At 38.2% G+C, this 23,640-nt stretch carries 21 protein-coding genes; 6 read left to right on the top strand and 15 right to left on the bottom strand.

Annotated elements, in window-relative coordinates; translation table 11 throughout:
* Positions 1 to 4 precede the first annotated feature (4 nt).
* The 4 genes from H625_RS0111555 to H625_RS0111540 all read right to left on the bottom strand — a co-directional run bounded on the left by H625_RS0111555 (position 5) and on the right by H625_RS0111540 (position 5,678).
* Positions 5 to 2,629, bottom strand: coding sequence for a glycosyltransferase (locus tag H625_RS0111555; RefSeq protein ID WP_245573135.1), 2,625 nt, complete (start codon positions 2,627 to 2,629; stop codon positions 5 to 7).
* The gene (locus H625_RS13930; protein WP_026860055.1) at positions 2,629 to 3,540 is read right to left on the bottom strand and encodes a hypothetical protein; all 912 of its coding nucleotides are present in this window, start codon (positions 3,538 to 3,540) and stop codon (positions 2,629 to 2,631) included. Before H625_RS13930 ends, H625_RS0111555 begins: the two co-directional genes overlap by 1 nt.
* A 13-nt stretch (positions 3,541 to 3,553) precedes the next feature.
* Positions 3,554 to 4,363, bottom strand: a complete 810-nt coding sequence (locus H625_RS0111545; protein ID WP_026860054.1) for an ABC transporter permease — start codon at positions 4,361 to 4,363, stop codon at positions 3,554 to 3,556.
* Between the two features lie 151 nt (positions 4,364 to 4,514).
* Positions 4,515 to 5,678, bottom strand: a complete 1,164-nt coding sequence (locus H625_RS0111540; RefSeq protein WP_026860053.1) for a glycosyltransferase — start codon at positions 5,676 to 5,678, stop codon at positions 4,515 to 4,517.
* Positions 5,679 to 5,786: 108 nt separating this feature from the next.
* On the opposite strand from H625_RS0111540, the gene H625_RS13120 reads away from it, so the two are divergent.
* Genes H625_RS13120 through H625_RS0111525 form a run of 3 tightly spaced genes read left to right on the top strand, consistent with a single transcriptional unit; the run spans position 5,787 to position 8,111 of the window.
* Positions 5,787 to 7,193 (top strand): LCP family protein, encoded by a 1,407-nt coding sequence (locus H625_RS13120; RefSeq protein WP_084135855.1) that lies wholly within the window; start codon positions 5,787 to 5,789, stop codon positions 7,191 to 7,193.
* Between the two features lie 10 nt (positions 7,194 to 7,203).
* On the top strand, positions 7,204 to 7,677 hold the full coding sequence (locus H625_RS0111530) for a DUF2538 family protein (protein WP_035785878.1): 474 nt from the start codon (positions 7,204 to 7,206) through the stop codon (positions 7,675 to 7,677).
* Positions 7,638 to 8,111 (top strand): GNAT family N-acetyltransferase, encoded by a 474-nt coding sequence (locus H625_RS0111525; RefSeq protein WP_245573134.1) that lies wholly within the window; start codon positions 7,638 to 7,640, stop codon positions 8,109 to 8,111. The genes H625_RS0111530 and H625_RS0111525 overlap by 40 nt, the downstream gene beginning before the upstream one ends.
* A 43-nt stretch (positions 8,112 to 8,154) precedes the next feature.
* Here H625_RS0111525 and H625_RS0111520 read toward each other — a convergent pair whose 3' ends face one another.
* From H625_RS0111520 to H625_RS13115, 4 genes are all read right to left on the bottom strand, one after another.
* Positions 8,155 to 10,128 (bottom strand): acyltransferase family protein, encoded by a 1,974-nt coding sequence (locus H625_RS0111520; RefSeq protein ID WP_026860050.1) that lies wholly within the window; start codon positions 10,126 to 10,128, stop codon positions 8,155 to 8,157.
* Positions 10,129 to 10,206: 78 nt separating this feature from the next.
* Positions 10,207 to 11,013, bottom strand: coding sequence for a hypothetical protein (locus H625_RS0111515; protein WP_026860049.1), 807 nt, complete (start codon positions 11,011 to 11,013; stop codon positions 10,207 to 10,209).
* Positions 11,010 to 12,530: a hypothetical protein gene (locus H625_RS0111510; protein WP_026860048.1), complete on the bottom strand. Its 1,521-nt coding sequence runs from the start codon at positions 12,528 to 12,530 to the stop codon at positions 11,010 to 11,012. Before H625_RS0111510 ends, H625_RS0111515 begins: the two co-directional genes overlap by 4 nt.
* Positions 12,531 to 12,532: 2 nt before the next feature.
* Positions 12,533 to 13,021 (bottom strand): competence protein ComK, encoded by a 489-nt coding sequence (locus H625_RS13115; protein ID WP_051239082.1) that lies wholly within the window; start codon positions 13,019 to 13,021, stop codon positions 12,533 to 12,535.
* A 217-nt stretch (positions 13,022 to 13,238) separates the two neighbouring features.
* Between H625_RS13115 and H625_RS13110 the strand changes: the two genes are divergently transcribed.
* From H625_RS13110 to H625_RS13100, 3 genes are all read left to right on the top strand, one after another.
* Entirely contained in the window at positions 13,239 to 13,739 is a 501-nt protein-coding gene (locus H625_RS13110; RefSeq protein WP_051239081.1) for a sigma-70 family RNA polymerase sigma factor, read from the top strand.
* Between the two features lie 42 nt (positions 13,740 to 13,781).
* Positions 13,782 to 13,994 carry a DUF2187 family protein gene (locus H625_RS13105; RefSeq protein ID WP_035785876.1) on the top strand — a complete coding sequence of 71 codons (213 nt, stop codon included), beginning with the start codon at positions 13,782 to 13,784 and terminating at the stop codon, positions 13,992 to 13,994.
* Positions 13,995 to 14,114: 120 nt separating this feature from the next.
* The gene (locus H625_RS13100; protein ID WP_051239080.1) at positions 14,115 to 15,194 is read left to right on the top strand and encodes an LCP family protein; all 1,080 of its coding nucleotides are present in this window, start codon (positions 14,115 to 14,117) and stop codon (positions 15,192 to 15,194) included.
* 251 nt (positions 15,195 to 15,445) lie between these two features.
* Here H625_RS13100 and H625_RS0111485 read toward each other — a convergent pair whose 3' ends face one another.
* From H625_RS0111485 to H625_RS0111455, 7 genes are all read right to left on the bottom strand, one after another.
* A complete protein-coding gene (locus tag H625_RS0111485) occupies positions 15,446 to 16,303 on the bottom strand; it encodes a metallophosphoesterase family protein (protein WP_026860047.1) in 858 nt (285 codons plus the stop codon).
* 20 nt (positions 16,304 to 16,323) lie between these two features.
* Positions 16,324 to 17,643: a TrkH family potassium uptake protein gene (locus H625_RS0111480; protein ID WP_245573133.1), complete on the bottom strand. Its 1,320-nt coding sequence runs from the start codon at positions 17,641 to 17,643 to the stop codon at positions 16,324 to 16,326.
* 154 nt (positions 17,644 to 17,797) lie between these two features.
* Positions 17,798 to 19,243, bottom strand: a complete 1,446-nt coding sequence (locus tag H625_RS0111475; RefSeq protein ID WP_026860045.1) for a S1C family serine protease — start codon at positions 19,241 to 19,243, stop codon at positions 17,798 to 17,800.
* 82 nt (positions 19,244 to 19,325) lie between these two features.
* A complete protein-coding gene (locus H625_RS0111470; RefSeq protein WP_026860044.1) occupies positions 19,326 to 20,096 on the bottom strand; it encodes a TerC family protein in 771 nt (256 codons plus the stop codon).
* Positions 20,097 to 20,357: 261 nt separating this feature from the next.
* A complete protein-coding gene (locus H625_RS0111465; RefSeq protein WP_026860043.1) occupies positions 20,358 to 21,914 on the bottom strand; it encodes a peptide chain release factor 3 in 1,557 nt (518 codons plus the stop codon).
* Entirely contained in the window at positions 21,898 to 22,158 is a 261-nt protein-coding gene (locus H625_RS13095) for a YueH family protein (protein ID WP_035785873.1), read from the bottom strand. Before H625_RS13095 ends, H625_RS0111465 begins: the two co-directional genes overlap by 17 nt.
* Positions 22,133 to 23,632, bottom strand: coding sequence for a UDP-N-acetylmuramoyl-L-alanyl-D-glutamate--2,6-diaminopimelate ligase (locus H625_RS0111455; RefSeq protein WP_026860042.1), 1,500 nt, complete (start codon positions 23,630 to 23,632; stop codon positions 22,133 to 22,135). The genes H625_RS13095 and H625_RS0111455 overlap by 26 nt, the downstream gene beginning before the upstream one ends.
* Positions 23,633 to 23,640 lie beyond the last annotated feature (8 nt).

Here is a 23,640-nt window from a genome sequence, read left to right as displayed (position 1 = left end):
AGTTTCATCCCTTATAGTTAACTTCATTTTTTAATGATTCTATTTGTTCCAGCAAATCATTGTCTTCAACTTTGTCATATTGATCATACAGGCTGTATATATCTAAGAACCTTGTAATTGCATCGTGTCTTTCTTCTGGTTTAATACGATCTATCCGTGATAAATACCATCCTTTAACATAGAAATTAAATCTTTCATTCAGATAAGTTTCCAATAAATTATGTTCCTTAAGGAATGGTATTCTTTCGATTTCCAACTTATAATATTTATCAAAGAATTTTTTCCCGATGGTATTTGTAACCGAACCGCTTACTGCTGCGTAATACATATGCACAAAAGTTTCTACTCCTATTACATTGTGGCAGTTTAAAATCAGTTCCTGGAAGAAAACTGTATCCTGTCCGGCTGCTCCCTCTACCATCTCGATATTGTTATCCTGAATAATATTTGTCTTAACTATTAGTGCTTGTATACTTTGGGCCCGGAGTGCTGACTCTTCCATAAATTTATGAGTGTCTTCAATTAACAGTTTTTTATTGTTGAATTTTTTTACAGTACCGGAATACTTGAATGTAGCACGCCGCTTATTATCTTCTTTCATAATATTACCAACAGCCATGTCCAATTCAGGATTCTTAATTAACTTATCCAGTAAATCTGCATATCCGTCTCCACTAGCTTCATTGTCGGGATCCAGATACGTCAGATATGGTGTTTTGACAATCTTAGCTCCCTCGTTTCTTGGTCTTGACGCACTTCCCGAGCCTTCAGGGAACTCTACATAAACAACGTCTGGATAGCGTCGTCTTAAACGGTTAATTATACTGATCGTCTCTTCATCAGTACTTCCGTCATTTATAAAAATAATTTCCATTTTATCGAAAATAGATGATCTTGTAAGACTTCTAAAGCATTTATCTTCCAAATATCTTCCATTGTTATGGATCGGTACAATGACTGAAACCAATTTTTCACTATTAGTTTTCTCTGGGATATCCGTCATAATTTCTGTCATTGGAATTACATATCCGTTCTCAGACTCTGTTCTAAAACTGTTGTTTAAAACAGTGATATCGAACATTGTTAAGCTAAGATTCTCATAGCTTTGTGAATAGTCATGAAGATTTGTGTTTTGTTTAGTTACAAAATCCACATCTGTATAAACAAATGCTGAAAGTAAATCTTCCAGATGATATTCTTCATAAATAAATTCATCACTAAAGTGAGTAATAAAATCATAATCACTAATATTTATTTTAGTCAGTTCATCTTCATTAATTAAATTTTTGTTTTCATACATCTGTCTGTCGAATGATTCCTGTATTTTAGCAGAAACGTCAGAAGCAACTACTAAAATTTTCTTTTCATCAATATTTGATTGCAAACCAAAGTTTTCAGCGAATTGAGAAACTCTGTGGAACCCTGTTTCATTGAGCATAACTTGTCTGATGCCTTTTGCTCTCATATCTTCATATTCGTTCTCTGAGTGATTATTAAGCATGGGTTTCACATCTGCCTTGGTGTTCACTATAAATAAGTTAGGAAACTTATTATTGACACCCATACTGTAATTAGTCAGCATGAGATTGCCCATTGCCTGCAATTCAAAAACTCTGTTGGCAAACATTGTTTCAGAATACTTAACAGAGTTGACATTGATAGCCCATGGAATTAATCTGTGCGTGTCCATTAAATCATTATGTTCCATAGGATAGGTTAAGTTTTCAATGTATCTTTTCGGGAATTGATATCTGGTTTTTCTCAACTCGAGATTTCTGTCGACAATTGTTAAATCAAAACCATTTTCTTTAACACCATCGAACATCCTTGCAGATTCATTATTTCTTACTGGATACTTCTCAGTCCAGCTGCCGGCAAATAAGACGTGATCTTTATTTTGTTCTGCAGTCTGTGTTCTGCTGCCAACTGGATTATGGTATCTCGGATTTACTCCGAATTCCATAACATGAACGTTATCGTTATTACAGTATTCTTTATATTTCTCAACCATCTCAACTGCACTTGTGTAAATTACATCACATTCTTTTGCAATATTTTTAAACAGATGGAAGTTAACAGGGTCCTCTTTAGAGTAAAATGCTGTTGGTATACCAGACTTTTTAAATGCAGACACCATATTCATTAACTTTTCACGTTTATCACTTCGCGGTGATGCCACTTGTGCCCAGCTGCCATCAATCCCTCTCCAGGAACTAACTATAATGACAAAGTCGAAATGACTGTCTGCCACGTTGCTGTCTGCTGAAATATATTTAATATTAGCTGAATCTTTGTAGGCGTTGTAAACAAACTCGTCACAGATGATTCCGATATTATAATCCAGTTTCTTATAGAACCTGGAGCCGTTACTTCTGCTGATTTCAGGGAAATAAGTTTCAAGTTCTTCTAGAAAATCTGTTTTGCCATTTTGTTCAAATTTTTCATAGTATTTATACTGTGAGTTATACATTTTCTCATTACTTAAGTGTTCCAAGGCTCTAAAGTAATCTTCATCGAGTAGATTGACGTAATGTTGAAGACGCTCAATTCTACCAAGATCATCGAAGCCTTTAATCATCTCTTCTTCTTTTACTAATTCATTTTCTTTAACGGTAAAGTTTTTATCCACTATTTCCCTCTCCTTTCCCATATCGCGATTTGAATCTTACCAAGTTTGGAATTCCTCAAGTTATTGTAGAGTTTTTCTACGCGGTTAAGACGTGTTTCATATTTATCAATATTCTTTTCAAGTTCAATCTGTCTTTTTAATAAAGATTCAATGATACTTTTTGTTTTCTTCCGCTCGTTAGTCTGCAGCTGTATAAAGTTTTCCTGCAGTGGACCATTATTAATTATCAAGTGACTTGTGTCATAGTCCAGTTCATCTAAATTAACCCACGATGTTTGGTTTTCAGTAAACAGCTTTGCCAAGTTAAGTTCTGGAAAAACCAGACTTACCGTCGCTTTTATTGTTTCGACAACAGGCTCCTGATCGATAACCAGATTGGAATCCCTAAATAACTGGACACTTTCATCCAGCATTATATTGTCTGAAGTATCAATTCCTCTGATAATATCTCCCGGATAAACAAATCCCTGGAATTTTCCTTTCAAATAAATCATTTCCAGTTGCTGGCCGTCTGCTTCTATAAAAGATTTGGATGTAAGCAATCTACCTTTTAATGATAGGACCAAATCTTTATTTATATTAATCTGTCTGTTAAATACAGGTGTTGTGAATTTATCAAAATCAATTTTCACGGATTCAAGTTTCTTTGGATGAATAAAAATTGAATTCTCCAATACTGTCCATCCGATGATATTAGCACCAAACTCTATTAAACCGTAAAAATTACCATCTATTTCACGTAAACCTAATATTCGTACAACCTGATTATTTAAATTCCCCAGTGTACGTTCACTGGAATTAATATCGAATTCATTGTATATATTCTGGTTTATATTTTCCTGTACCAACACTTCAAAAAGCTGTGGTGTAATGATATATTCTTTTAGTTTATTTATTAATTCAACATTCATGAAAATACTCCTCTTATAAATAATCTACCAGTTTATTTTTAAATCTATAGTGGATGTGAACTCCGATGTAGATTAATATAACTGTTAATGACCAAAAATACAGATGGTCTCCCATCTCACCATATAACGGCGCATTCTCAAATACCAATGCATACCTGTAGTTCATCAGCAAGTACGCAAACGGATTGAGCGATGCCAACGTCTGAAGTATCTCATTAGCTTCTGTTAATGACCAGAATATCGGTGTCATAAAGAAAAACATTCTGATGATATTCTGCAATATATTTTTCATATCTCTGATAATAATTACGAGTGATGACATTATTAATGAAATACCTAAAATCAACGCCGAACTTGCAAATATGAAATATAACAATGCCGAGTAATGCAGTGGATCAGAATATCCATTTAATATACTAATTACTATTACGATAGTCGTTACAAGTAGCAAATTAAATAATCCATTTAAAATTGCTGTCGATAATAAAATACTCGCCGGGAATTTCATTTTCGTAACCAATGACAGCTGACCCTGTATTGCATTTGAAGCACCATTAATACCTTGTTGAATATAAAGCCATGGGAACAGACCTGAAATCAGATAGACAAGGAATGGTATGCCTTCTACATCCCCTCTATCTCCACGCAAGCCTAAACCAAATACGATGAAATATATTAGAACCTGTAAAAGTGGTTGAAGTATATTCCAAAATGCACCTAAATAATGATTAGCATATTGACTTTTAATATTATAAATAGAAAGTTTCCATATTAAATGTCTGTGATGCCATTGTTCCTTAAAAAATTCTATAATTTTCAGCATAGTTTTCCTCAATTCAATTTTTCACTTAATTACATATGCAGTAAAATATTGTTACGTGAACAATATAAAAAACCAATAATCATTATATCATTTTGTCTGTTAAGACTTCTATTAAATATAAAAAAGTGTTACCTGCAAAACATGATAACACTTAGATCTCATAGTAAATATTATTCAATATCTGTTTCTCATTATCCCAGTTATACTTATGTTTTGCTCTTTGAGTATTCTTCTTAAAATAATTCCTTTTACCTTCATCATCAATTAATTTCTGAATAGCCTGCTGTAACTCTGTTGTATTCGACTCTTCAACTGTTAAACCGACTTTCTCTTCTTCGATTACTTTTTTGATTTCAGGCAAATCAGATCCAATTACAGGAACGTGAGCCATTAGATATTCAAATAGCTTATTAGAAGAAGCAGAGTAATGATTAAAATTCGTATTCTCTAAAAACTGTATACCAATATCTGCAGATTTTGTATAACTTCTCAGTTCTTTATAAGGTACTCTGTCTATAAATATCACTTTGTTTTCAAGTTCTAATTCACTATGATAATCTATCAGATTTTGACGTTCTTTTCCATCACCAAGCATAATTAACTTTCCATTATTAATATTTTTAAACGCATCAAGCAGTTTAAACAGTCCTCGGCCTTCCTGCATTCCTCCCTGATACAGCACAATTTTTGTACTTTCAGGAATATTATATTTCTCCCTTATTGGGAATGCTTTAACTTCATCAATATTATATAGTTCAGAGTAGTTATGTATCGGAGTTGGACGGATACCATATAAATCATTATGATAGTTTGCCCGTGTGTCATTCTCTACAATTACTTCATCAACAAAGTTCAGTAAAAACTTTTCTATTTTATATATCTTGTCAAAACTGTAGTGCGTTCTGCTCGTCTGGACTTCATGGGAGTCATATATTAATGGCTTTCTGTTTACACGCAATTTTGCACTCACAATGCCTTGTATTAGAGTATTTAAATCATGTGCATGGTACACGTCTGTATCATACTTTCGTCCAAGCATTATCATTTTGAACATTAACAGCATGTTTGGTATATGCTTGATTAAAATAGATGACTTAATTTTATCAGTTATCTTTTGCGGTAATTCGATCTTTAAAGGTCTATTTACAAACACTCTTCCTCTAACTTCCTCACTGGAAGAAAGATGCATTTCAGACAATTCTTTCTTAGCGATTATAGTTACTGTATAATCTAAATCAGTTAACGCCGTAGCTTCTCTCAGTACTCTTGCATCATTCACAAAATTATTCCATACGAACATCGTTATCTTTTTCATTTGCAACCCTCTGTATTTTAATATATTGTTTTAAATTATGTCTTATTAACATTATAATAGAAGTTAATGTATTTTAAAATCTAAACAAGAAATGGGTCTATTACTTTGATGAAAAAAATAATCTGGACAGTTGTAATTGTCCTGCTGCTAATATTGATTGGCGCCGGGATTTATATTTACAGTCTTTATAATACTTTTGATGAAGGTGTCAGCAGCTCATACGAACCGACAGACAGAGAAAAATCTGATTTACGGGAAGAAGATGCTAACGTTGAAGACAGCTTCACAGTGCTGATTCTTGGTACTGATGAGAACGAATCACGTGCTGAAAAAGAAAATTTAGGCGGTGATGATTTCCGTACTGACAGTATGATACTTGCAACTTTTGATAAAAATAGTGATGATGTAAAATTAGTGAATATTCCAAGGGATACACTTGCATATATAGAAACTGAAGGGTATTTTGACAAAATAAATCATGCACACATGTATGGCGGTCCTTCAGCTTCAATGGATTCTGTGGAAAAGCTTTTAAATGTACCTGTGGATTACTATGTACGTATTAATATGGCAGGCGTTGTAGATATTGTCGATTCCATAGGCGGAGTTGAATTCGATGTTCCTTTTGATATGAATGAGCCTAATCAGCATGACAAAGGACGGGTTGAGCTCGAAGCCGGCGTTCAGGAATTGGACGGTGAAGAAGCACTTGCTGTAGTTAGAAGCAGACGCGTAGATTCAGATTTAGGCCGCGGAAACAGACAAATGGAGCTTGTTGAAGCGGTACTTAACAAAGTTAAATCGTCAGGCGGTTTAAGTAAAATAGATGATTTGATAAAAGTGGTAGCAGATAACACAAGACATAACTTTACATCTAAAGATATCCGCCAGCTTGCTTCCTACTATGCTTTTAATAATATTTCATTCGATTCAACACAATTAAGAGGCAGTGACTATTGGAATCAAGGTAATGGAGCATATTTCTACAGAGCAGATGATGAACACTTATTTGTTCTGTCAAATACAATCCGCGATATACTGGAAATAGAACCTTCTGAACCTTTTGATTTACTGCAGCTAAGATTAGGCGATTATCTTGTTCCTTACGAATATCTGGATGAGTATATGCTGACTGAACATCAGCCGGAAAGTATTCCATTTTTTGCTGAAGAAGGATACGAAAGTCCTTACGGCGACGGTTTTGAAACTGAACAATTTGATTATGAAGAATCAGATATTGAAGGTGAAGATGATCTAGAAGATACTACAGACGGTGACTTCAACCAGGATAATCAGACACCTCAAAATGAAGGTACTAATGAGCAATCACAAGAAGAAAATTATAATAATGACGGCACTTACGATGATGGTACAAACACTCAGCAGGACGGTTATTATGATGATGGTACAAATAATCAACAAGATGATGGCTACTATGATGATGGTACAGAAACGCAAGATGAATACTATGAAGGCAGCAATAGCAATTCACCTAATAACGGTTACTATTATTAATTAAGTGGAGGTGGCTGTTTTGAGAAAATCATATGACAAAGTGACTAATATTCATGAAATGATGGATAATCTGGAAGATCTGATTAAAAACAGCAATCAGCCCAAGATTGAAAATGAATATTTTTATATGAATCACGAGCATAAAGAGTTATATTTATCTCTAAGAAGCTATTTTTCAGAATCACAGAATAATCCATCTGTCGATGCAGCATGTTACATTACTGCAATTCCTGAAATATATGAAGTTGTAAATATTTTCGACTATATTTTTCCGCTGGACTGGATTCAAAAAGACGGCAAATTATCAGATGAGTTTAAAAAGTTAAAACCCCATATCCAATATATTGCACTGGCAGCAGCAGAAGCTAGCAACATTAGATTTAATACCCGCCCTGCTTTGTCTCTCGGTATGGATTACTGGAATATCGAACAGCTTAAAGTGTTTTGGCAGTATACGATTATACGAAGAAAAAATGCGATGTAGGTGATGAATTGGAACTTAAAATAACTGATGATCAAAAGTACTACAATCAATGTCTCGAAATTAGAAAAGAAGTTTTTGTAGAAGAACAGAACGTACCGCCTGAAGAAGAAGTGGATGAATACGAAAGAGAGGCGGTAAATATTCTTCTTACTCTTGATGACCGTCCAATCGGCACAGTCAGATACCGTGATGTCGGCGAAGGCTTAATCAAGGTTGAACGCATGGCTGTAAGGAAAATTGCCAGAGGACTGCACCTCGGTCAGGCGCTGATGAACTTCGTTCATATTCATGCTGAGGAGAATGGTTACACACGTGCAAAGCTCGGTGCACAGGTACACGCAATTAAATTCTATGAGAAACTTGGCTACCACGTTTCTTCTGATGAATTTGATGATGCAGGCATTCCACATAAATATATGGAAAAAGAACTATAATAAAAAGCCATGCCAACTTATAAAAGTTGGCATGGCTTTAATTTTAATTTAATAATATTTTTTCTAGATCTTTGCGAATAATTGGTGAAAAGGTTTTATTGAAAGTCGCTGTCATATGGCTTTTATCAAGATATGCAACAATATTCCCTACCACAGGAGGACACTTTTCTTCATCACATATATAATCTGTGTAGTCTACATACATCACATTTTCCGGTGGGTTTGATAATTTCTCCCATGCCGGAGTTGGAGATATCGTTTTAGATTTTTCTATGCTACATTCGTTAATTCCGTTGTCTTGACTCAGGCATTCAACAACATCCTTGGCAAAATAGGGTGTATCTCTAATAGCCAATATTGGAATGTCATAGTTATTAAGCTTTTCAAATTGCTCTATAAATCCTTCAGGCACTTCCTCATAAGCGGGACGAGCAACATCTGCTAATGCCACCACTACATCTGGATTATACTCTGCAAGCTCATCCACTACTTTAGTATTCCACTCATAACAATCATCAGCGATACTTTCATTATTATCTAACGAAAATCTGCAACCGCTCTTCGTTACATTCAGTATCCTGTAATTATCCCCAAGTTCCTGCAGACTCGGAAGCCAATGTGTAGACTTGGATCCTCCCACTAACGCAATTGTATAGTCATAATCATCAGTATTTCCATACTCACAAATTTTCACTTCGGAATCTCCAGGTGAAATCTGACATCCATCAGCATATGCATCTGCTCTATCGTCTTTAGCATTTTCGAGAGCCGGTATAGGTTCTGTACCTTCTGGCGAAAACGATATTTCTTCTGCAAGTACTCCAGGGTGTTCACTATTTCCAGCAAGATTCTCCTGCTGTGAACTTTTCAGTTCACTTCCTATAAACCAGACACCCAGTAAAATGATGACTATTCCCAATTGGAGTATAATCGGCAAGAATTTTTTAAAAGTAAAATTATTTTTTCCAATCAATTGATTAATAGGTTTTTCTAAAAATCGATTTGCTAAATAACTCAATACTAACGAAATAAAGATAATCAGAATTCCATGCAGAATACTCACATCTGTTGTATCAAAAATTACATAGTAAAAGCTCAGTAATGGCCAGTGCCATAAATATAGTCCGTAGCTTAATCCACCTAGCCAAACCATAAATTTACTACCGAGGAACTTCTCTACACCAAGTTTCGATGTATTTTCTCCTGCTACCAATATGAAAACTGCTGCCATTACAGGTAGTAAGGCAATGTAACCTGGGAAACTGTTTTCCACGTCTAATAGCATACCTGTACTCAACAATATAACTAAACCTGACCAGCCCATTATTGTGCTTAAAAATTTCGGTAATTTTATTCTATATATAATAAGTAATAGTAGTCCGCCTAGTCCAAACTCCCATACTCTAGTACGTGTATCAAAATAAGCCAGTGGCTGATTTATACCGGTCAAATATACAGAAAAGATAAATGATATCGCTATTAAAATTAATAATAGCCCAAGAAATGATTTTTTGAACTCGATTTTAAATTTCTTGTGAATTAAAATAGCTAAACTTATAACTAAAAACCAGATAACATAAAACTGACCTTGGATAGACATTGCCCAAAAATGCTGGACCGGACTTTTTTCATTTCCCTGATTTAAGTAATCTGTTCCGGAAATAGCCAGTTGCCAGTTCTCAAAATAAAATATCGATGCGAATATTTCTTTAATTATTCCAGCATGTCTATACTCTGGCATTATAAAATAACTTGCTATTAAAACAACAGTTAGTACAAGCAATGCATTTGGTAATAATCTTTTTAACAAACCAAATATAAAACTAAAGAAATTAATATATCCGTCTCTTGCATACCTTGAAAGTAATGAAGTTGTGATTAAAAAACCTGATACTACAAAGAATACATCTACGCCGCCGGAAACACGCATCATCCAAATATGATACACTGCTACCAGCAATGCTGCTACTGCTCTCAAACCTTCTATCTCTGGTCTGAATTTCCGTTCTATTTTCATTACAATACCTCATTACTTCCCAAAATAAATAAGTAGCTGAATTATTCGGCTCACTTACTAGTTATTATATTCTGATTTCTACGCCTCCACTATCCGCTTCAGCTGCTCAATCTCCACAAAGCCGATAGAGTTTTTCTCATTCAGCTGCACATATGATGGCAGTTTATCTGCTGATTCCAGTGACTTCTTACTCACCTGGAACTTTCCGATAATCACCATAACTCTGTGTACCAGAGTGGCCAGCTCATCTACGATGTCCTGGTTCAGCTTAGATACTTCCATATGGATAATCGGATTTTTGCGTTCTTTTGACGGGAACATAATTGTCCGTATCCATTTCAGTTCACTTGCCGTCAGCTCCTGTTTTGTTTTTAATTCAAGTATCAGGAAGGGGAATCTGTCTTCATCTTTAAACGCATTGTCATACTGCAGTTTAAAATGATAAAATTCAAAACCGTGTTCTTCATATCTGATTAAATACTGGTGTTTTTCCTGCTGAACAAAAAATACAGTGCCGTATTCTACATTTGTACTGTTCTCCAGTTCCTTGAATTTATCAACTACATTGACGAGCTGCGAGTAGTCGAGCAGCACCTGCCCTGCTTTTTGACCCTCTTCCGACTTTTTCTGCGTTACTGTAATCTCTACTTTGTCAGATGTCAGTATCGCTTTTTCCTTGCCGTGAAACAGGCTGGATGTTTTTAATTTGTGAAATTCCCCATATGTATACCCCGTCGTCTTGATGCCTGGTAAGTACGATTCAAATATCAGATCTTCCTGCACCAGTTTTCCAAGCAGCAGATCGACTGTGGATTCGGCAGGTACATCTATTTTAATAATTGAAATGCCGCTTTCAAAATCTCTCACTTTAACTTTTAGTTTCAAGTTGCTCTCTCCTTCTCCAACTGGACAAATGATTTTAATATGTCCACTCTCAACGCGACGAGTTCAGCGTCTTCATACATTGATTGTACTTTAACATCGCGCAGTTGAGAACTGTTTGAGGGAATTTTCTCCGTGATAAATTTCATAAATGTAATTGCATAGTCTTCTTTAACATTCGTTGCCTGATACGGAACATAAAAATCCGTTACATTATTATTGTAAAAACCTTCGAGCTGGAAGCGGCTTTTATCGGAGTTTTCAAGCCATGATTCATCGTACTGCGACCAGAACCGGTCTGCATGGTTAGCAATAATTGTATCCTCTTTAATACATGATATATCTGTACTGCTGCATGCCTCGTCAAAGTCTTCAATCGGCAATGAATAGATATGTCCAAATTCATGTATCAGATTGCGGTACTGCGTCGCTTTGTGGGTATTGTCTCTCACATCCATCGCCAGCACCGTACCATCCTCTTTAATCGTCACATAAGCTGCAGTGTTTCCTTCACCATCCGAGAACAGGCGATATTCATTAATGTCCTCTATATAACGTTTCGGGAATACTTGCTGAAAGACATTCCACATTGATTTAAATGTTTCTTCATCACCGAACGGCAGCGGATTTTTTACATCACTGCCGGTAATTTCAAAGTCTTCTATTTCATAATTGATAAATGTTGTCCGTGTTCTGTTTTCAAAAAATATATGCGGTTCATCCTGCAGGTCAACATATTCCCTGAGGTCTGACAAATAACGGTCACCGAGATCCGCACATGTTTCAACTGTACTGCAGTCATCGTGCACAACTTCTTTTGACCAGTCGACCTCTGCTTTAAAGGTTTCACTGTCTGTGCTGATTGATTCCAGCAGTTTAAAACCGCCGGTAAATAACAATATCAGTACTAAAGCGAGTAATAACAACTGGATAAACATCTTCCCCGATTTGCGCAGACCTGTTTCAGGTATTTGACGATTTTTTGCTGGTGTACTGCTGATAAACTCACGTTCTGTAAGAATTGACTTTATCTCATTTAAATAATGATGATAATTAGGTATACCGCTGTCATCAAGAATAATTAAATCTTCATCATTGACTTGAGGTATATATTCACCGCAGCTAAACACAATTGTCTCGAGCTTTCGTTTACGCGCAAAGTTTAATATATACCTGAAATCCCGTTCACCGATATCTGTCGTTAAGATAATTTTATCAAGCTGCTGTAAATACTTTGCTTTCGGGTTAAATGTTTCATACACATTAGAGTTAACGATAAACTCATCAGCGCTGACGATACCGTACGGCGCTGATACTGCCTGTGCACTTGAATGAGTGACTCCGCTTTTACGCAACGTTTCTTTTAATTCGGCAGTCAGTGCAGTTTCTTCTGAGCTGAAATTAGTATGCAGATACACATCGCTGTATGTATGCTGTGCTGCGAGGGCAGATAAAAATACGCCGCCGGTGAGATTCTGTTTTTGATTTTTATAAATACCGCCGGCTGCGAGTATCGCCATTCTTATCCCTCCCTATCTTTAAAGTACCTTCTGAGCGCTTTTTGATTTTTTACAGATCTGTCGAGTATAAACAGCGTCTTTTCATACTGTTTTTTTGCAAAGTTATAATCGTAGTCCGTTTCCACTTCCCGGCCGTCTATAAATATAATGACCAGTTTGCCGTTCACCATTTTAAAATCAATCAGCTGGTGCAGGTTCACAAAGAATGGATTTTTGTATTTGCAGCTGTGCAGCGGAAAAAATACAAACTGATATTTCTCGTCGATAATAATCGGCTGCAGGCGGTGGACATTATGTATCAGTTTCACGTTCTGACGTTTCACTTTAATACTGCTTGAATAAAAGTATACCAGTGTATCATCAATCCATTTCTCCGAAGTCTTACTACAGTATATTACACCATCAGTATGAACAGCACGGCATAAGTATCCAGGCTCTGCTACCGGTTCAATATAGAGCACCTGCGGAGACAGCTCAGGGACAGTCAGCATATTCTCACCCCATCATCAATTTAATAAAGCCTCTTAATTATAACCTTAAGTTAACTTATTTAATATAAATATAACTATTGTTAACAAAAATAGCATTTAAGTTGTATTAAGCTTACAATTTTAGTTCTTTCTGCGTTTTATCATCTGCATAATGTTTCATATATTATAGACATCCGGAAATAAAAAATATGAATCGATTCATTTAAGGACTGCTTAAATGACAGTAAACGATAAAATTACTTCCTACGAACCGATGATTCACAGTATCGTGCAGCAGCTGAATATTTTATATGATAAAGATGAATATATGCAGATTGGCCGCATTGCTGTTTTTGAAGCGCTTAATAAATTTGATATGAGTAAAACTGCATGCAGTGAATCACAGTTTGTCTATACGCTCATACGCCAGCGGCTGATTGACGAGATCAGAAAAGTGTCACGTTATCAGGAACGCTATACACCGGTTGAAAATAACATTCTTGAAACACCTGCTTCAGGGGATTCTTATAATCTTGAAAATACAGCTGCCAAAATACTGAATACACGTGAATACCGGTGGTTTACACTCGCTTTGTCAGGATATTCTCTAAAGGAAACTGCTGAAATACTCGGCGTCAGTGTCTCAACTGCGAAAAATGTAAGAAGAAATGCGAGAGCTAAGCTCGAGGGGGAGCTTTTCGCATTAAGGGTAAATACTTGTAATTCTCTGTATATATAGTATAATGTCAGTCATTATCACTATTGTAGTGGAGGAATTTACATGGACGCTAAGAAGAAAGAAAAAGAAGAATTAGATGTTAAAGTAGGTAACATTGTTTCATTTGATGACATGATTGGTAAAGTTGAAAAGATTAATGATAATTCCGTCATTGTTGATCTTACTATTAATGATAATTTTGACGAGCATGAAATGTTCGAAAAAACTGTAGTTAATCATAAAAGATACAAAATTATTGATGATTCGACAGATTAATATTTTAAAAAGGCAAATGGCTTTGACCATTTGCCTTTTTTAATACCTTTCATTGACAACCGCAGTGAATTAAATATATATTTACATTAACATTGAAAATCTTCCAAAGTGGGTATTAGTATGAAAAAAATTCTATGGACTATCTTTATCATTTTAGGTGTCGTGCTCCTCGCAGCAGTCATCTATATTCTTTACCTATTTAATGCTTTTAACAGCGGGATATCAGATTCTTATGAGGAAATTGACCGCGACCGTTCTGAACTCCGCGTCGACGATGTCGATGCATCGAACGATAACTTTACTGTACTCATCCTCGGTATCGATGCCGATGCTGAAAGAACACAGGACGGTGAGATTAACGCTGAGCACTTCCGTTCGGACAGTATGATTTTAGCAACATTTGACCGCGATAATGACGACGTTAAAATGGTAAACATTCCGCGTGATACGCTGGCGTATATCGATTCGATGAATTACTTCGATAAGATTAACCACGCTCACGCATTTAACGGACCTGTCGGTGCAATGAATGCAGTCGAATCATTATTAAACGTACCGGTCGACCAATTCGTCCGCGTTGATATGAACGCAGTTGTAGAAATAGTCGATGCAATCGGCGGTGTTGAATTCGATGTACCTTATGAAATGAACGGCCTTCAGCCGGGAGTTCAGCACTTAAGCGGTGAACAGGCACTTGCAGTTATTCGCAACAGAAGTATCGACTCAGATTTAGGTCGCGGTGTACGACAGATGGACCTTATTGAAGCAGTGTTTAAACAGGCTCAATCATTCAGTACACTGTCACAAGTTGACGATTTGATTAACATCTTTACAAGCAATACCAGCCATAACTTTGCGACAGGTGATATCCGCTCGCTCGCATCATATTATTTATTCAATGACGTAACATTTGAATCATCACAGCTGCAGGGTACAGGATTTACAGCTCAGTCTAACGGTATATACTACGCATGGCCGGACGAAGAACATCTCTTCGCATTATCCAATACCATTCGCGATATACTCGGACTTGATCCATCAACAGCCAATGATCTAATCAGCATCAGACTTGGTGAACAAATCCAGCCGGTACAGGAAGTCAGCACAGATTTACTCGAGAACTTTACACTCGATAATCCGCCGGCTTACACTGAAGAAGGCGCACAAAACCAGTACGGTGACGGTTTCGGAATCGAATAATTTTATTATTAAAGCCATCTGCAGCTGCAGATGGCTTTTTTGTGTTGTGTTTATCCGGAATAAACAGTTGTCCTCCGATCATGCCAGTCCCGGCGGGTCTGGATACACATGAGACACGGTCACGCCAGTCCCGGAGATTCCGGATACACATGAGACCCGATCATGCCAGTCCCAAAGATCCCGGATACACATGAGACACAATCATGCCAGCTCCAATTAAAAAAACCCGCGAATAGGCGGGTCAATCAATTTCACAAGTATCTGTAAACAAGATCTAGATATTCAATGTCCTCAGCGACTTTGGAGAATTCTTTATCTCTTACAGCTATGCTGTGACCGAGGTACTCAAATGTATTAACTCTCGTTTTAAACCGGATATCGAGTTCCATTATATGTCCGTTATGCACGTGATGATACAAGGGAACTTTCTCCCCGTGTACCCGGGTTGTGCTGAATGCCGGTGTCTGTTCATCATAATTCGCTTCGTAAGCTGAACCGGTAATTACAATCCCGACTCCTTCCAGACTGTTTTTTAATTCTTCAATGCATGCTGAGTCGTCTGTAAAGTCGGACACAAAGACGATAACATAGTCCGGATTTTCTATACTGTGCATATATCGCAGCCATTTTTTTAATGATGCCTGCAGATTCACCACTGAAATCTGCTCTGTTTTATCTTCTCCCGGCCCACCATATCCGCCTACTACTGCAATTTTCATTCTGTTCATATTAAATATTCTGTACGGCTGCCCGTAAAATGGTTCATTCGTATATTTCTGTACTATATTTGTGCTGATCCATGGAAAATACGATGTTCTCATCGCTTTACTCGTACCGCCAATATTATGAAGGTCATTCACATTGAGTGTCGCAAATTTATAGCGCAGGTGATTCATGCTCATAATATGAGGATTTTGCGGCCCCTTTGTATTTACAGAATTTCCGACCGCTCCGCCGAGATCGCAAAATATCGGCCGTTCGTATTCCTTCATATTCATACTGTTAACCGCGCTGGATATTTTACCGAATGTAACACCTTCTCTTTTACCGAGACGTTCATTCATATGCTGTGTAATATATAATTTAACATTTAAAAATTCAGAAACCATTTAGTTCACTCCCTGCTGATTTAGCCTACCATCAGGCGTTCTTCAGAGTATTTATAAGTCAGTTCTCGCTGTCTGCCTGCGATTGACAGTAAGAATGAAACAAATCCTATTCTGCCGATAAACATAAATAACATGATTACTAGTTTACTCAAGGTTGATAAATCTTCAGTTATTCCTGTCGATGTACCCGTCGTGCCGAAAGCTGAAGTTACTTCAAAAATAATCTGGGTCAGTGTAAATTGATGTCCATCTACAATTAATACTGTCAGAATACCAGCGAAAACGAGACCGACAGCGAGAATAAATACTGCAAATGCCCGTTCAATATCTTTTTTTGCAATCCTTCTCTGAAACACATTAATGTGCTGACGCCCTCTTGAGAAAGATATAAGGAACAGTATCAGTATAGCAAATGTTGTCGTCCGTATTCCCCCGCCGGCACTGGACGGTGATGCACCGATAAACATAAGCACACTCATAATAAGCTGCGTTGTTTCCGTCAGCTGTTCCACAGTAACAGTTGTTATACCGCCACTCCTTGTACTTGCTGATAAAAACATACTCGTCATTATTGACGACAGAATATTTTTACCTTCAAAGTATTTTGCGGCCTCGAGGAGGAATATTAAAACCGTACCAATCAGGAGCAGTATGCCGTATGTCGATGCTGTAACTTTCGTAAATAATGAAAAGCGGAAGCCCGGTGAGTGTTTGCTGAAGAAGTGCTTCAGCTCAATCAACACCGGATAACCGATTGCACCTAATATAATCTGACACATCACAGGTATTTCAATAAATAAATTCCCTTCAAGATGTGTTAAAGAATTACTGTACAAATCGAGTCCGCCGTTCGTCGTTGCGGATATAGATAAAAATGTACCATGGAGCAGTGCATGTGCTAAATCACCCGACTGCATATAAAAGTACGAAAAATATATTATTGCACCGAATATCTCTACAACGATAAGCAGCGTAATAATATCGAGAACAAGCTTCACTGCCCCTGACATTTTATACTGTGCATTGTCGGCAATAATCTGACGCCGTTCTCTGACTCCGATGCGCCGGCCGAGTAAAATCCAGAGCAGTGTGCCGACTGCCATTATTCCGATACCCCCAAGATTCATTAAGAACATCAGCAGAATATATCCGGGGATATTAAATGTTTCCACAATTGTCACTGTGCTTAAACCGGTAACAGAGATTGCCGATGCCGCGACAAACAGTGTATCGATAAATGGAATTCCGTCTCCCTGATAAAATACAGGAATACTTAACAATGCAGCAGCTGCGGCTAAAGCCAGAAAATAATACAGCAGTATGCCCCTTTGCGGGCTCAAGTTTGTAAACCACCGACGTAATTTTTTCAAAAAGACTATCTCCAATCCGTAAATCACTTAATAAAAGATTATAGCCACATTATACAACAAAAAACCTTTGCAGATTAAAAAAAACGGAAGTCCTTAAGCGGGATTCCGTTAAAATTATTTTTAATTATTCAAGTACTACAGTCGCCGACTGCTGTTCACCATTACGGTAAAAGTCGATTGTCATTTCTTCACCGGCTGCTTTCGCATAATAGAGATGCTGTCTCAATTCAACCATATTGTTAATTGGTTCGCCGTCAAGATGAGTAATAACATCGAGTTCCTGCAGTCCAGCTTGTGCAGCAGGAGAATTTTCCTGTACACCGCTGATTATTACGCCGCCTTTAACTTCTTGTGGCAGCTGCAGCTGATCGTACACAGGTGATGATGCAACATTCAGCAGATCCTGCAATGTTATACCGAGGAACGGCCTTGTCACTTCACCATTTTCCTCCAGCTGACTCGTAACTTCCTTCACTTCATCAACGGGAATTGCAAAACCGATGCCTTCGACTGAAGCAATTCCAATCTTCATAGAGTTAATACCGATTAAACGCCCGTTAGCGTCTATCAGAGCACCCCCGGAATTACCTGGGTTAATTGCTGCATCAGTCTGAAGAACGCTCGCTTCCCAATCTATTGAGCCGTCTCCGTCAAGGTCGACGGGAACAGAACGGTCAAGACCTGAAATGATCCCCTGTGATACTGAACCGGAGAACATTTCACCAAGCGGTGAACCAATCGCAATTGCCGGTTCACCGACAAGCAGATTGCTGCTTTCTCCAAATTCAATCGTCGTTTCTACGACGTCTGATGGAATGCTCAGAACCGCAAGATCTGTCCAGATATCCGAACCGACGAGCTCTGCATCAACTGAGTCTCCGCTTTCCAGATTAATTTTAATCTCTTCAGCACCGTCGACCACATGCTGATTTGTTACTACATAGGCAATATCGCCTTCTGTTTTATAAATTACACCGGAACCGCTGCCCGCTTCTTCTGCCTCGTCGGAACTGGTATTAATTCCGGGTATAATTGACTGAATACGCTGCATGTTAATCACTGATACAACTGCCGGTTTTGCTTTTTGTACGGCTGCTGTTGTATCTGTAATCAACTTATCGGCATTTTCTTCTTCAAGCTGTTGTTTTACTTCAGATAAATCCTGATTGGAATCCACTTCGGATGCCGTCTCTTCGTCCGTTTGCTGTTCTGCGCTCTCTTCTTCGTCTGTGCCCGTAAATAAAAGATACGCACCGAGCACGAGAAGTGCACCGATAATCCCTGCGAGCAGCGGCAGTAAAAATGATTTAAAGCCGCCTCCGCCGGAATTTTTCTGTTTTTCTGTTACAGTACGGTAATTCGAATCTCTCTCAGGTTCTTCTGCAGAATCATGTACTTCTCTATTATCGTAAGTATCATTATCTGCGCCGAACTCCCGCTGCTCTTCACGTGACCTTGTAAATTCAAACTGATTTTCCGCTTCTTCAGCTGATTGATTTTTATCCGTGAAATTTCTTGCTGTCCGTCTGTATTTTTCTCTGTCAATCGGACGTTTTCTTTCATCACTCATAATAATCACTCCATCTGCATACTTTACAAGTAATTATAAGGCCTTTTAAAAATTCATGCCAATTATACGTTTAAAACTATGCTTATTTTTCAGTTTCTTCTTTTTTACCGCCGCCGAACCAGCCGACAAGAACGATGATTAACATTACAGACCAGAAGATAATTTTCCAAGTTGTTGAATGAGGGAATTCAGCCGGAATAATTCCAACTGCTTCGTGTGCTAGTGTCAGTACTGCCAGTTTAACCCCTACCCAGCCGACGATAACGAATGCGGCAATTTCAAGTGATGGACGTTTCGCAAGAAGTTCAACAAAATAGTTAGCGAAGAATCTCATAATGATTACCCCGATAAGTCCACCGATCAGCATTACAGTATACTGTCCTGCGTTAATTCCGAAGAAATCCCCGCCGACTGCAGGCAATGCAAGTGCAATCGCTGCTGCAGCTAAAATTGAGTCTACTGCGAATGCAATATCCGCGAGCTCAACTTTGAAAACAGTCATCCAGAATCCTGATTGTTTCTTATCTTTCTGCTCTCCAATTAGATCATCAGCACTTTTGTCCTTATGTTTTCTAATAGCAATTAAGTGTGATATTGAGACGTAGAATAAGTACAGCGCACCTAATCCTTGAACCCACCACCATTGTACGAGCCAAACGAGTAATAATATCGCAATAACGCGGAACACAAATGCTCCGAGCAGTCCGTAAAACAATGCTTTTCTTCTTCTTACAGGATCTAAATGACGTACCATAACCGCAAGTACGACAGCGTTATCTGCTGCCAGTAAACCTTCCAGGCCGATTAATACAATCAGAACCCATGCATATTCCAGTAATACAGCTGTATCCATTTTTGTTTCCTCCTTTTTTATATCAAACACAAAAAGAGACCTAAACAGGCCAGTCTGTGCATACTATCTGCACAGCACTGTCTGTTAAGGTCTCACGATACAATAATATATATTGCTCAATGTACCGGGATTTCTCCGTAATGACGATACACTGATAGTTTCCTATTCGTTACTCCCCTTAAAATACAGGTTCGTTATAAGTGTTTTTCAATTCTTATTAAATATAATTTATTACATGTAAAAAGTAAAGTGAAATTTTATCTACAGCAGGCTGTACAGTTTAATTTCAGGATACTTATCCGAGAACCAGCGCATAGCAAATTCATTTTCAAAGAGAAAGACCTGCTGATCAAAGCGGTCGTACACTAAGTTTGCACGCGGCGAGTTCATTGAATCTTTAATATCTTCCTCATTCTCAACCCAGCGGGCAATCTTCTTGCCGACAGGCTCCATAACGATATCCGTATTATACTCATTTTTCATACGGTGCTCGAACACTTCAAACTGAAGCTGTCCGACCGCCCCTAAGATTGGCTGATTCGTATGCATTGATTTGTAATACTGAATCGCACCTTCTTGTACAAGCTGTTCGATACCTTTATAGAAATGCTTCTGTTTCATAACGTTCTTAGCAGAAACTTTCATAAATAATTCCGGCGTGAACAGAGGCAGTGCAGCAAAATCACGCGGTTTCCCACTGTATAGAGTGTCCCCGATTTGATAGTTGCCTGTATCGTATAACCCGATAATATCACCGGCATATGCTTCATCGATTGTTTCTTTATCATCAGCCATAAACATCGTGGCACGCGAGATTTTTGTCTTCTTTTTAGTGCGGTCAAGTACCGCATCCATACCGCGCGTAAATTTACCTGAAACAATTCTCATAAAAGCAAGACGGTCGCGGTGTCTCGGGTCCATATTCGCCTGAATTTTAAAGATAAACCCTGAAAAATCTTCGTCTGTCGGACTTACTTCCGTTCCATCCGTCGTTTCACGGCCGGTCGGCTCAGGTGCAAAGTCAACGTAAGTGTCGAGGAACTCTTCAATACCAAATGTCGATAATGCCGAACCGAAGAATACCGGTGTCAGATCGCCTGATGCAATTTTTTCTTCATCAAAATCGTCTCCCGCTTCTTCCACCAGCATAAATTCATCAATTGCATCTCTGTATGCTGAATCTTCTTCAATCTTATGGCTTTCAGTCAGCTGATAATCATCGTCCAGTGTCAACTTACCATCTTCTCTAAAAGGATTGATCGTCCGCTCGCGGCGGTTAATGATACCAAAGAAACTTGGCCCCATACCGATTGGCCAGGTCATTGGATAAGTTTCAATCTCGAGTGTTGATTCGATTTCTTCAAGCAGTTCGAACGGTTCTTTACCTACGCGGTCTAATTTGTTAATAAATGTGAAAATCGGAATGCCGCGCATTTTACAAACTTTAAATAGTTTCAATGTCTGCGGCTCAATACCTTTAGCTGCATCGATAACCATAACCGCCGAGTCTACCGCCATTAATGTACGGTACGTATCTTCCGAGAAATCTTCGTGTCCCGGTGTATCTAGAATATTTATTTTATAGCCGTCAAAGTCGAATTGCATCACGGAACTCGTAACACTGATTCCACGTTCCTGCTCTACTTTCATCCAGTCACTCGTTGCGAATTTACCGGTCTTCTTACCTTTAACTGTTCCCGCTTCACGAATAGCACCGCCGAATAACAGCAGCTTTTCTGTCAGCGTCGTCTTTCCAGCATCCGGGTGGGATATGATCCCAAACGTCTTACGTTTTTGTATTTCATCTTTTATTTCCATTATTGTCTCCTTGCTCAGTTCTTATTACTGATAGTATTACTTTTGCGGCATGTTCACTGTCATCTTCATCAAGCAGCGTAAAGAGATGGATAACCAGCTCATCAGCCATCTCTTCGGCACCGAGGCTATTATTCATCTGCATACTGAATGCCAGTTCCGGTATGCTGATAATATAAGTTCCTTCGAATTCTGCAATATATACTGTAAATGCTGTTCCGTTAAATTGTACTGTCGTTGTCAACATACTCTTCACTCCGGTATTTTCTGTATGCTGCATCAAGTGCAATTAAATCATCTCTGTGCGGCATTTTCACGTAGTTCTCCATAATCTGATATGGTTCCCGCCCCTTACATGCAAGAATAATTGTATCTCCTGGTTCTGCAATATCCACCGCGTGAATAATTCCTTCTTCCCTGTCTGTATACGATACGTGATTATCATGGACCGCTCCTTCTTCAAGCAGCTTTACAAGCATTTCAGGATCGTCGTTCGCAGGGTTATCAGGGGTGAATATAGCATAATCCGCAAGCGTTGCGATAGCACCCATTTCTGCGGCTTTTGAATAATCCCGTTCTCCTGTCATACCAATCAGACATATTAATCTGCCTGTCACAAACGGCTTCACTGAATTGATTACTTTACTGAGCGCATCCGGTGTATGTGCAAAATCTATTATAATATCTATCGGCAATGTTGGATCGAGTACTTCAAGTCTGCCCTCAACCGGTTTCATTGCAGGTACTGCCGATAAAATACGTTCAATCTCATAGCCCTGCAGCCACTCACTAATAACTGCGCACATTAAATTCTGGATGTTATATTCCCCGACAAAAGGTGAGTTCACATCAAAGCTGCCTTCCGGTGTATTCAATGTAAAAGTAAATCCTTCAAGGCTGCCCTGAATATCCGATGGATAGAAATCAGCTGTGCTGTCCATGCCGTAAGAAATCGTTTCAAACGGCGTCATGTCTTTATACACTGAAGACCATGCATCATCGTTATTTAAGACGACATATTTATGTTTTTTTACATCCTGGCCAAGCTGTGAAAACAGCAGGCCTTTAATATGCCCGTATTCATCCATGCTGTTATGAAAATCCAGATGATCCTGCGTCAAGTTCGTAAATATCGCAATATCAAAGTTAATGCCAAAAGTACGCCCCAGCTTCAAACCGTGGGATGATACTTCCATCGTAAAGACTTCAGTATCATTTTCATGCGCTTCTTTTATGCGTTTATGGAGTCGTGTGGTTTCCGGTGTAGTATTCGCTGACACCATATGCGTCTCATTAATCATGAATCCGTTCGTTCCAAGGTAAGCACTTTTAGTACCGAGTGCCATACTCAGATTATGAATCATTGTCGAGACTGTCGTCTTGCCGTTCGTTCCGGTCACACCGATCATCGTCTGCGATTCATGTGGAAAATCATAAATATATTCGGCAAATAATGCTGCAGTTTTTGATGGATCTTTCACTACCAGAAGGCCAATATCTGAAGGCACCTCCACATATCTGTCTGCTATGATAAAACGGCAGCCGCGTTTAATTACATCTTCCATATAATCGAGTCCGTCGGTCTGATGTCCTTTAATTGCTACAAATACAGCAGCCTCGTGCGTTTCCCTGGAATCCGCTGTAATATCTTTGACAGTTTCCGGAAAATTTCCGTACGTGGTTTTTATCTTCAAAAGAGATAGAAGCATCGTTGATTTCATCTCAGTTA

Origin of the sequence: Jeotgalicoccus psychrophilus DSM 19085, from assembly GCF_000425845.1 — a bacterium.
GTDB lineage: Bacteria > Bacillota > Bacilli > Staphylococcales > Salinicoccaceae > Jeotgalicoccus > Jeotgalicoccus psychrophilus.
Note: the sequence above shows the minus strand (reverse complement) of the source record. Positions and strands in the feature narration are given on the sequence as shown.

Bases quoted from the DNA above. Each gene is read 5' to 3' on its own strand.
- H625_RS0111465 (WP_026860043.1), bottom strand. From the start codon at position 21,914: ATGGAAATAAAAGATGAAATACAAAAACGTAAGACGTTTGGGATCATA.
- H625_RS0111510 (WP_026860048.1), bottom strand. From the start codon at position 12,530: ATGGCGATACTCGCAGCCGGCGGTATTTATAAAAATCAAAAACAGAAT.
- H625_RS13110 (WP_051239081.1), top strand. From the start codon at position 13,239: ATGACAGTAAACGATAAAATTACTTCCTACGAACCGATGATTCACAGT.
- H625_RS13105 (WP_035785876.1), top strand. From the start codon at position 13,782: ATGGACGCTAAGAAGAAAGAAAAAGAAGAATTAGATGTTAAAGTAGGT.
- H625_RS13115 (WP_051239082.1), bottom strand. From the start codon at position 13,021: ATGCTGACTGTCCCTGAGCTGTCTCCGCAGGTGCTCTATATTGAACCG.
- H625_RS0111470 (WP_026860044.1), bottom strand. From the start codon at position 20,096: ATGGATACAGCTGTATTACTGGAATATGCATGGGTTCTGATTGTATTA.
- H625_RS0111475 (WP_026860045.1), bottom strand. From the start codon at position 19,243: ATGAGTGATGAAAGAAAACGTCCGATTGACAGAGAAAAATACAGACGG.
- H625_RS0111540 (WP_026860053.1), bottom strand. From the start codon at position 5,678: ATGAAAAAGATAACGATGTTCGTATGGAATAATTTTGTGAATGATGCA.
- H625_RS13120 (WP_084135855.1), top strand. From the start codon at position 5,787: ATGAAAAAAATAATCTGGACAGTTGTAATTGTCCTGCTGCTAATATTG.
- H625_RS0111545 (WP_026860054.1), bottom strand. From the start codon at position 4,363: ATGCTGAAAATTATAGAATTTTTTAAGGAACAATGGCATCACAGACAT.
- H625_RS13930 (WP_026860055.1), bottom strand. From the start codon at position 3,540: ATGAATGTTGAATTAATAAATAAACTAAAAGAATATATCATTACACCA.
- H625_RS0111455 (WP_026860042.1), bottom strand. From the start codon at position 23,632: ATGAAATCAACGATGCTTCTATCTCTTTTGAAGATAAAAACCACGTAC.
- H625_RS0111520 (WP_026860050.1), bottom strand. From the start codon at position 10,128: ATGAAAATAGAACGGAAATTCAGACCAGAGATAGAAGGTTTGAGAGCA.
- H625_RS0111485 (WP_026860047.1), bottom strand. From the start codon at position 16,303: ATGGTTTCTGAATTTTTAAATGTTAAATTATATATTACACAGCATATG.
- H625_RS13095 (WP_035785873.1), bottom strand. From the start codon at position 22,158: ATGTTGACAACGACAGTACAATTTAACGGAACAGCATTTACAGTATAT.
- H625_RS13100 (WP_051239080.1), top strand. From the start codon at position 14,115: ATGAAAAAAATTCTATGGACTATCTTTATCATTTTAGGTGTCGTGCTC.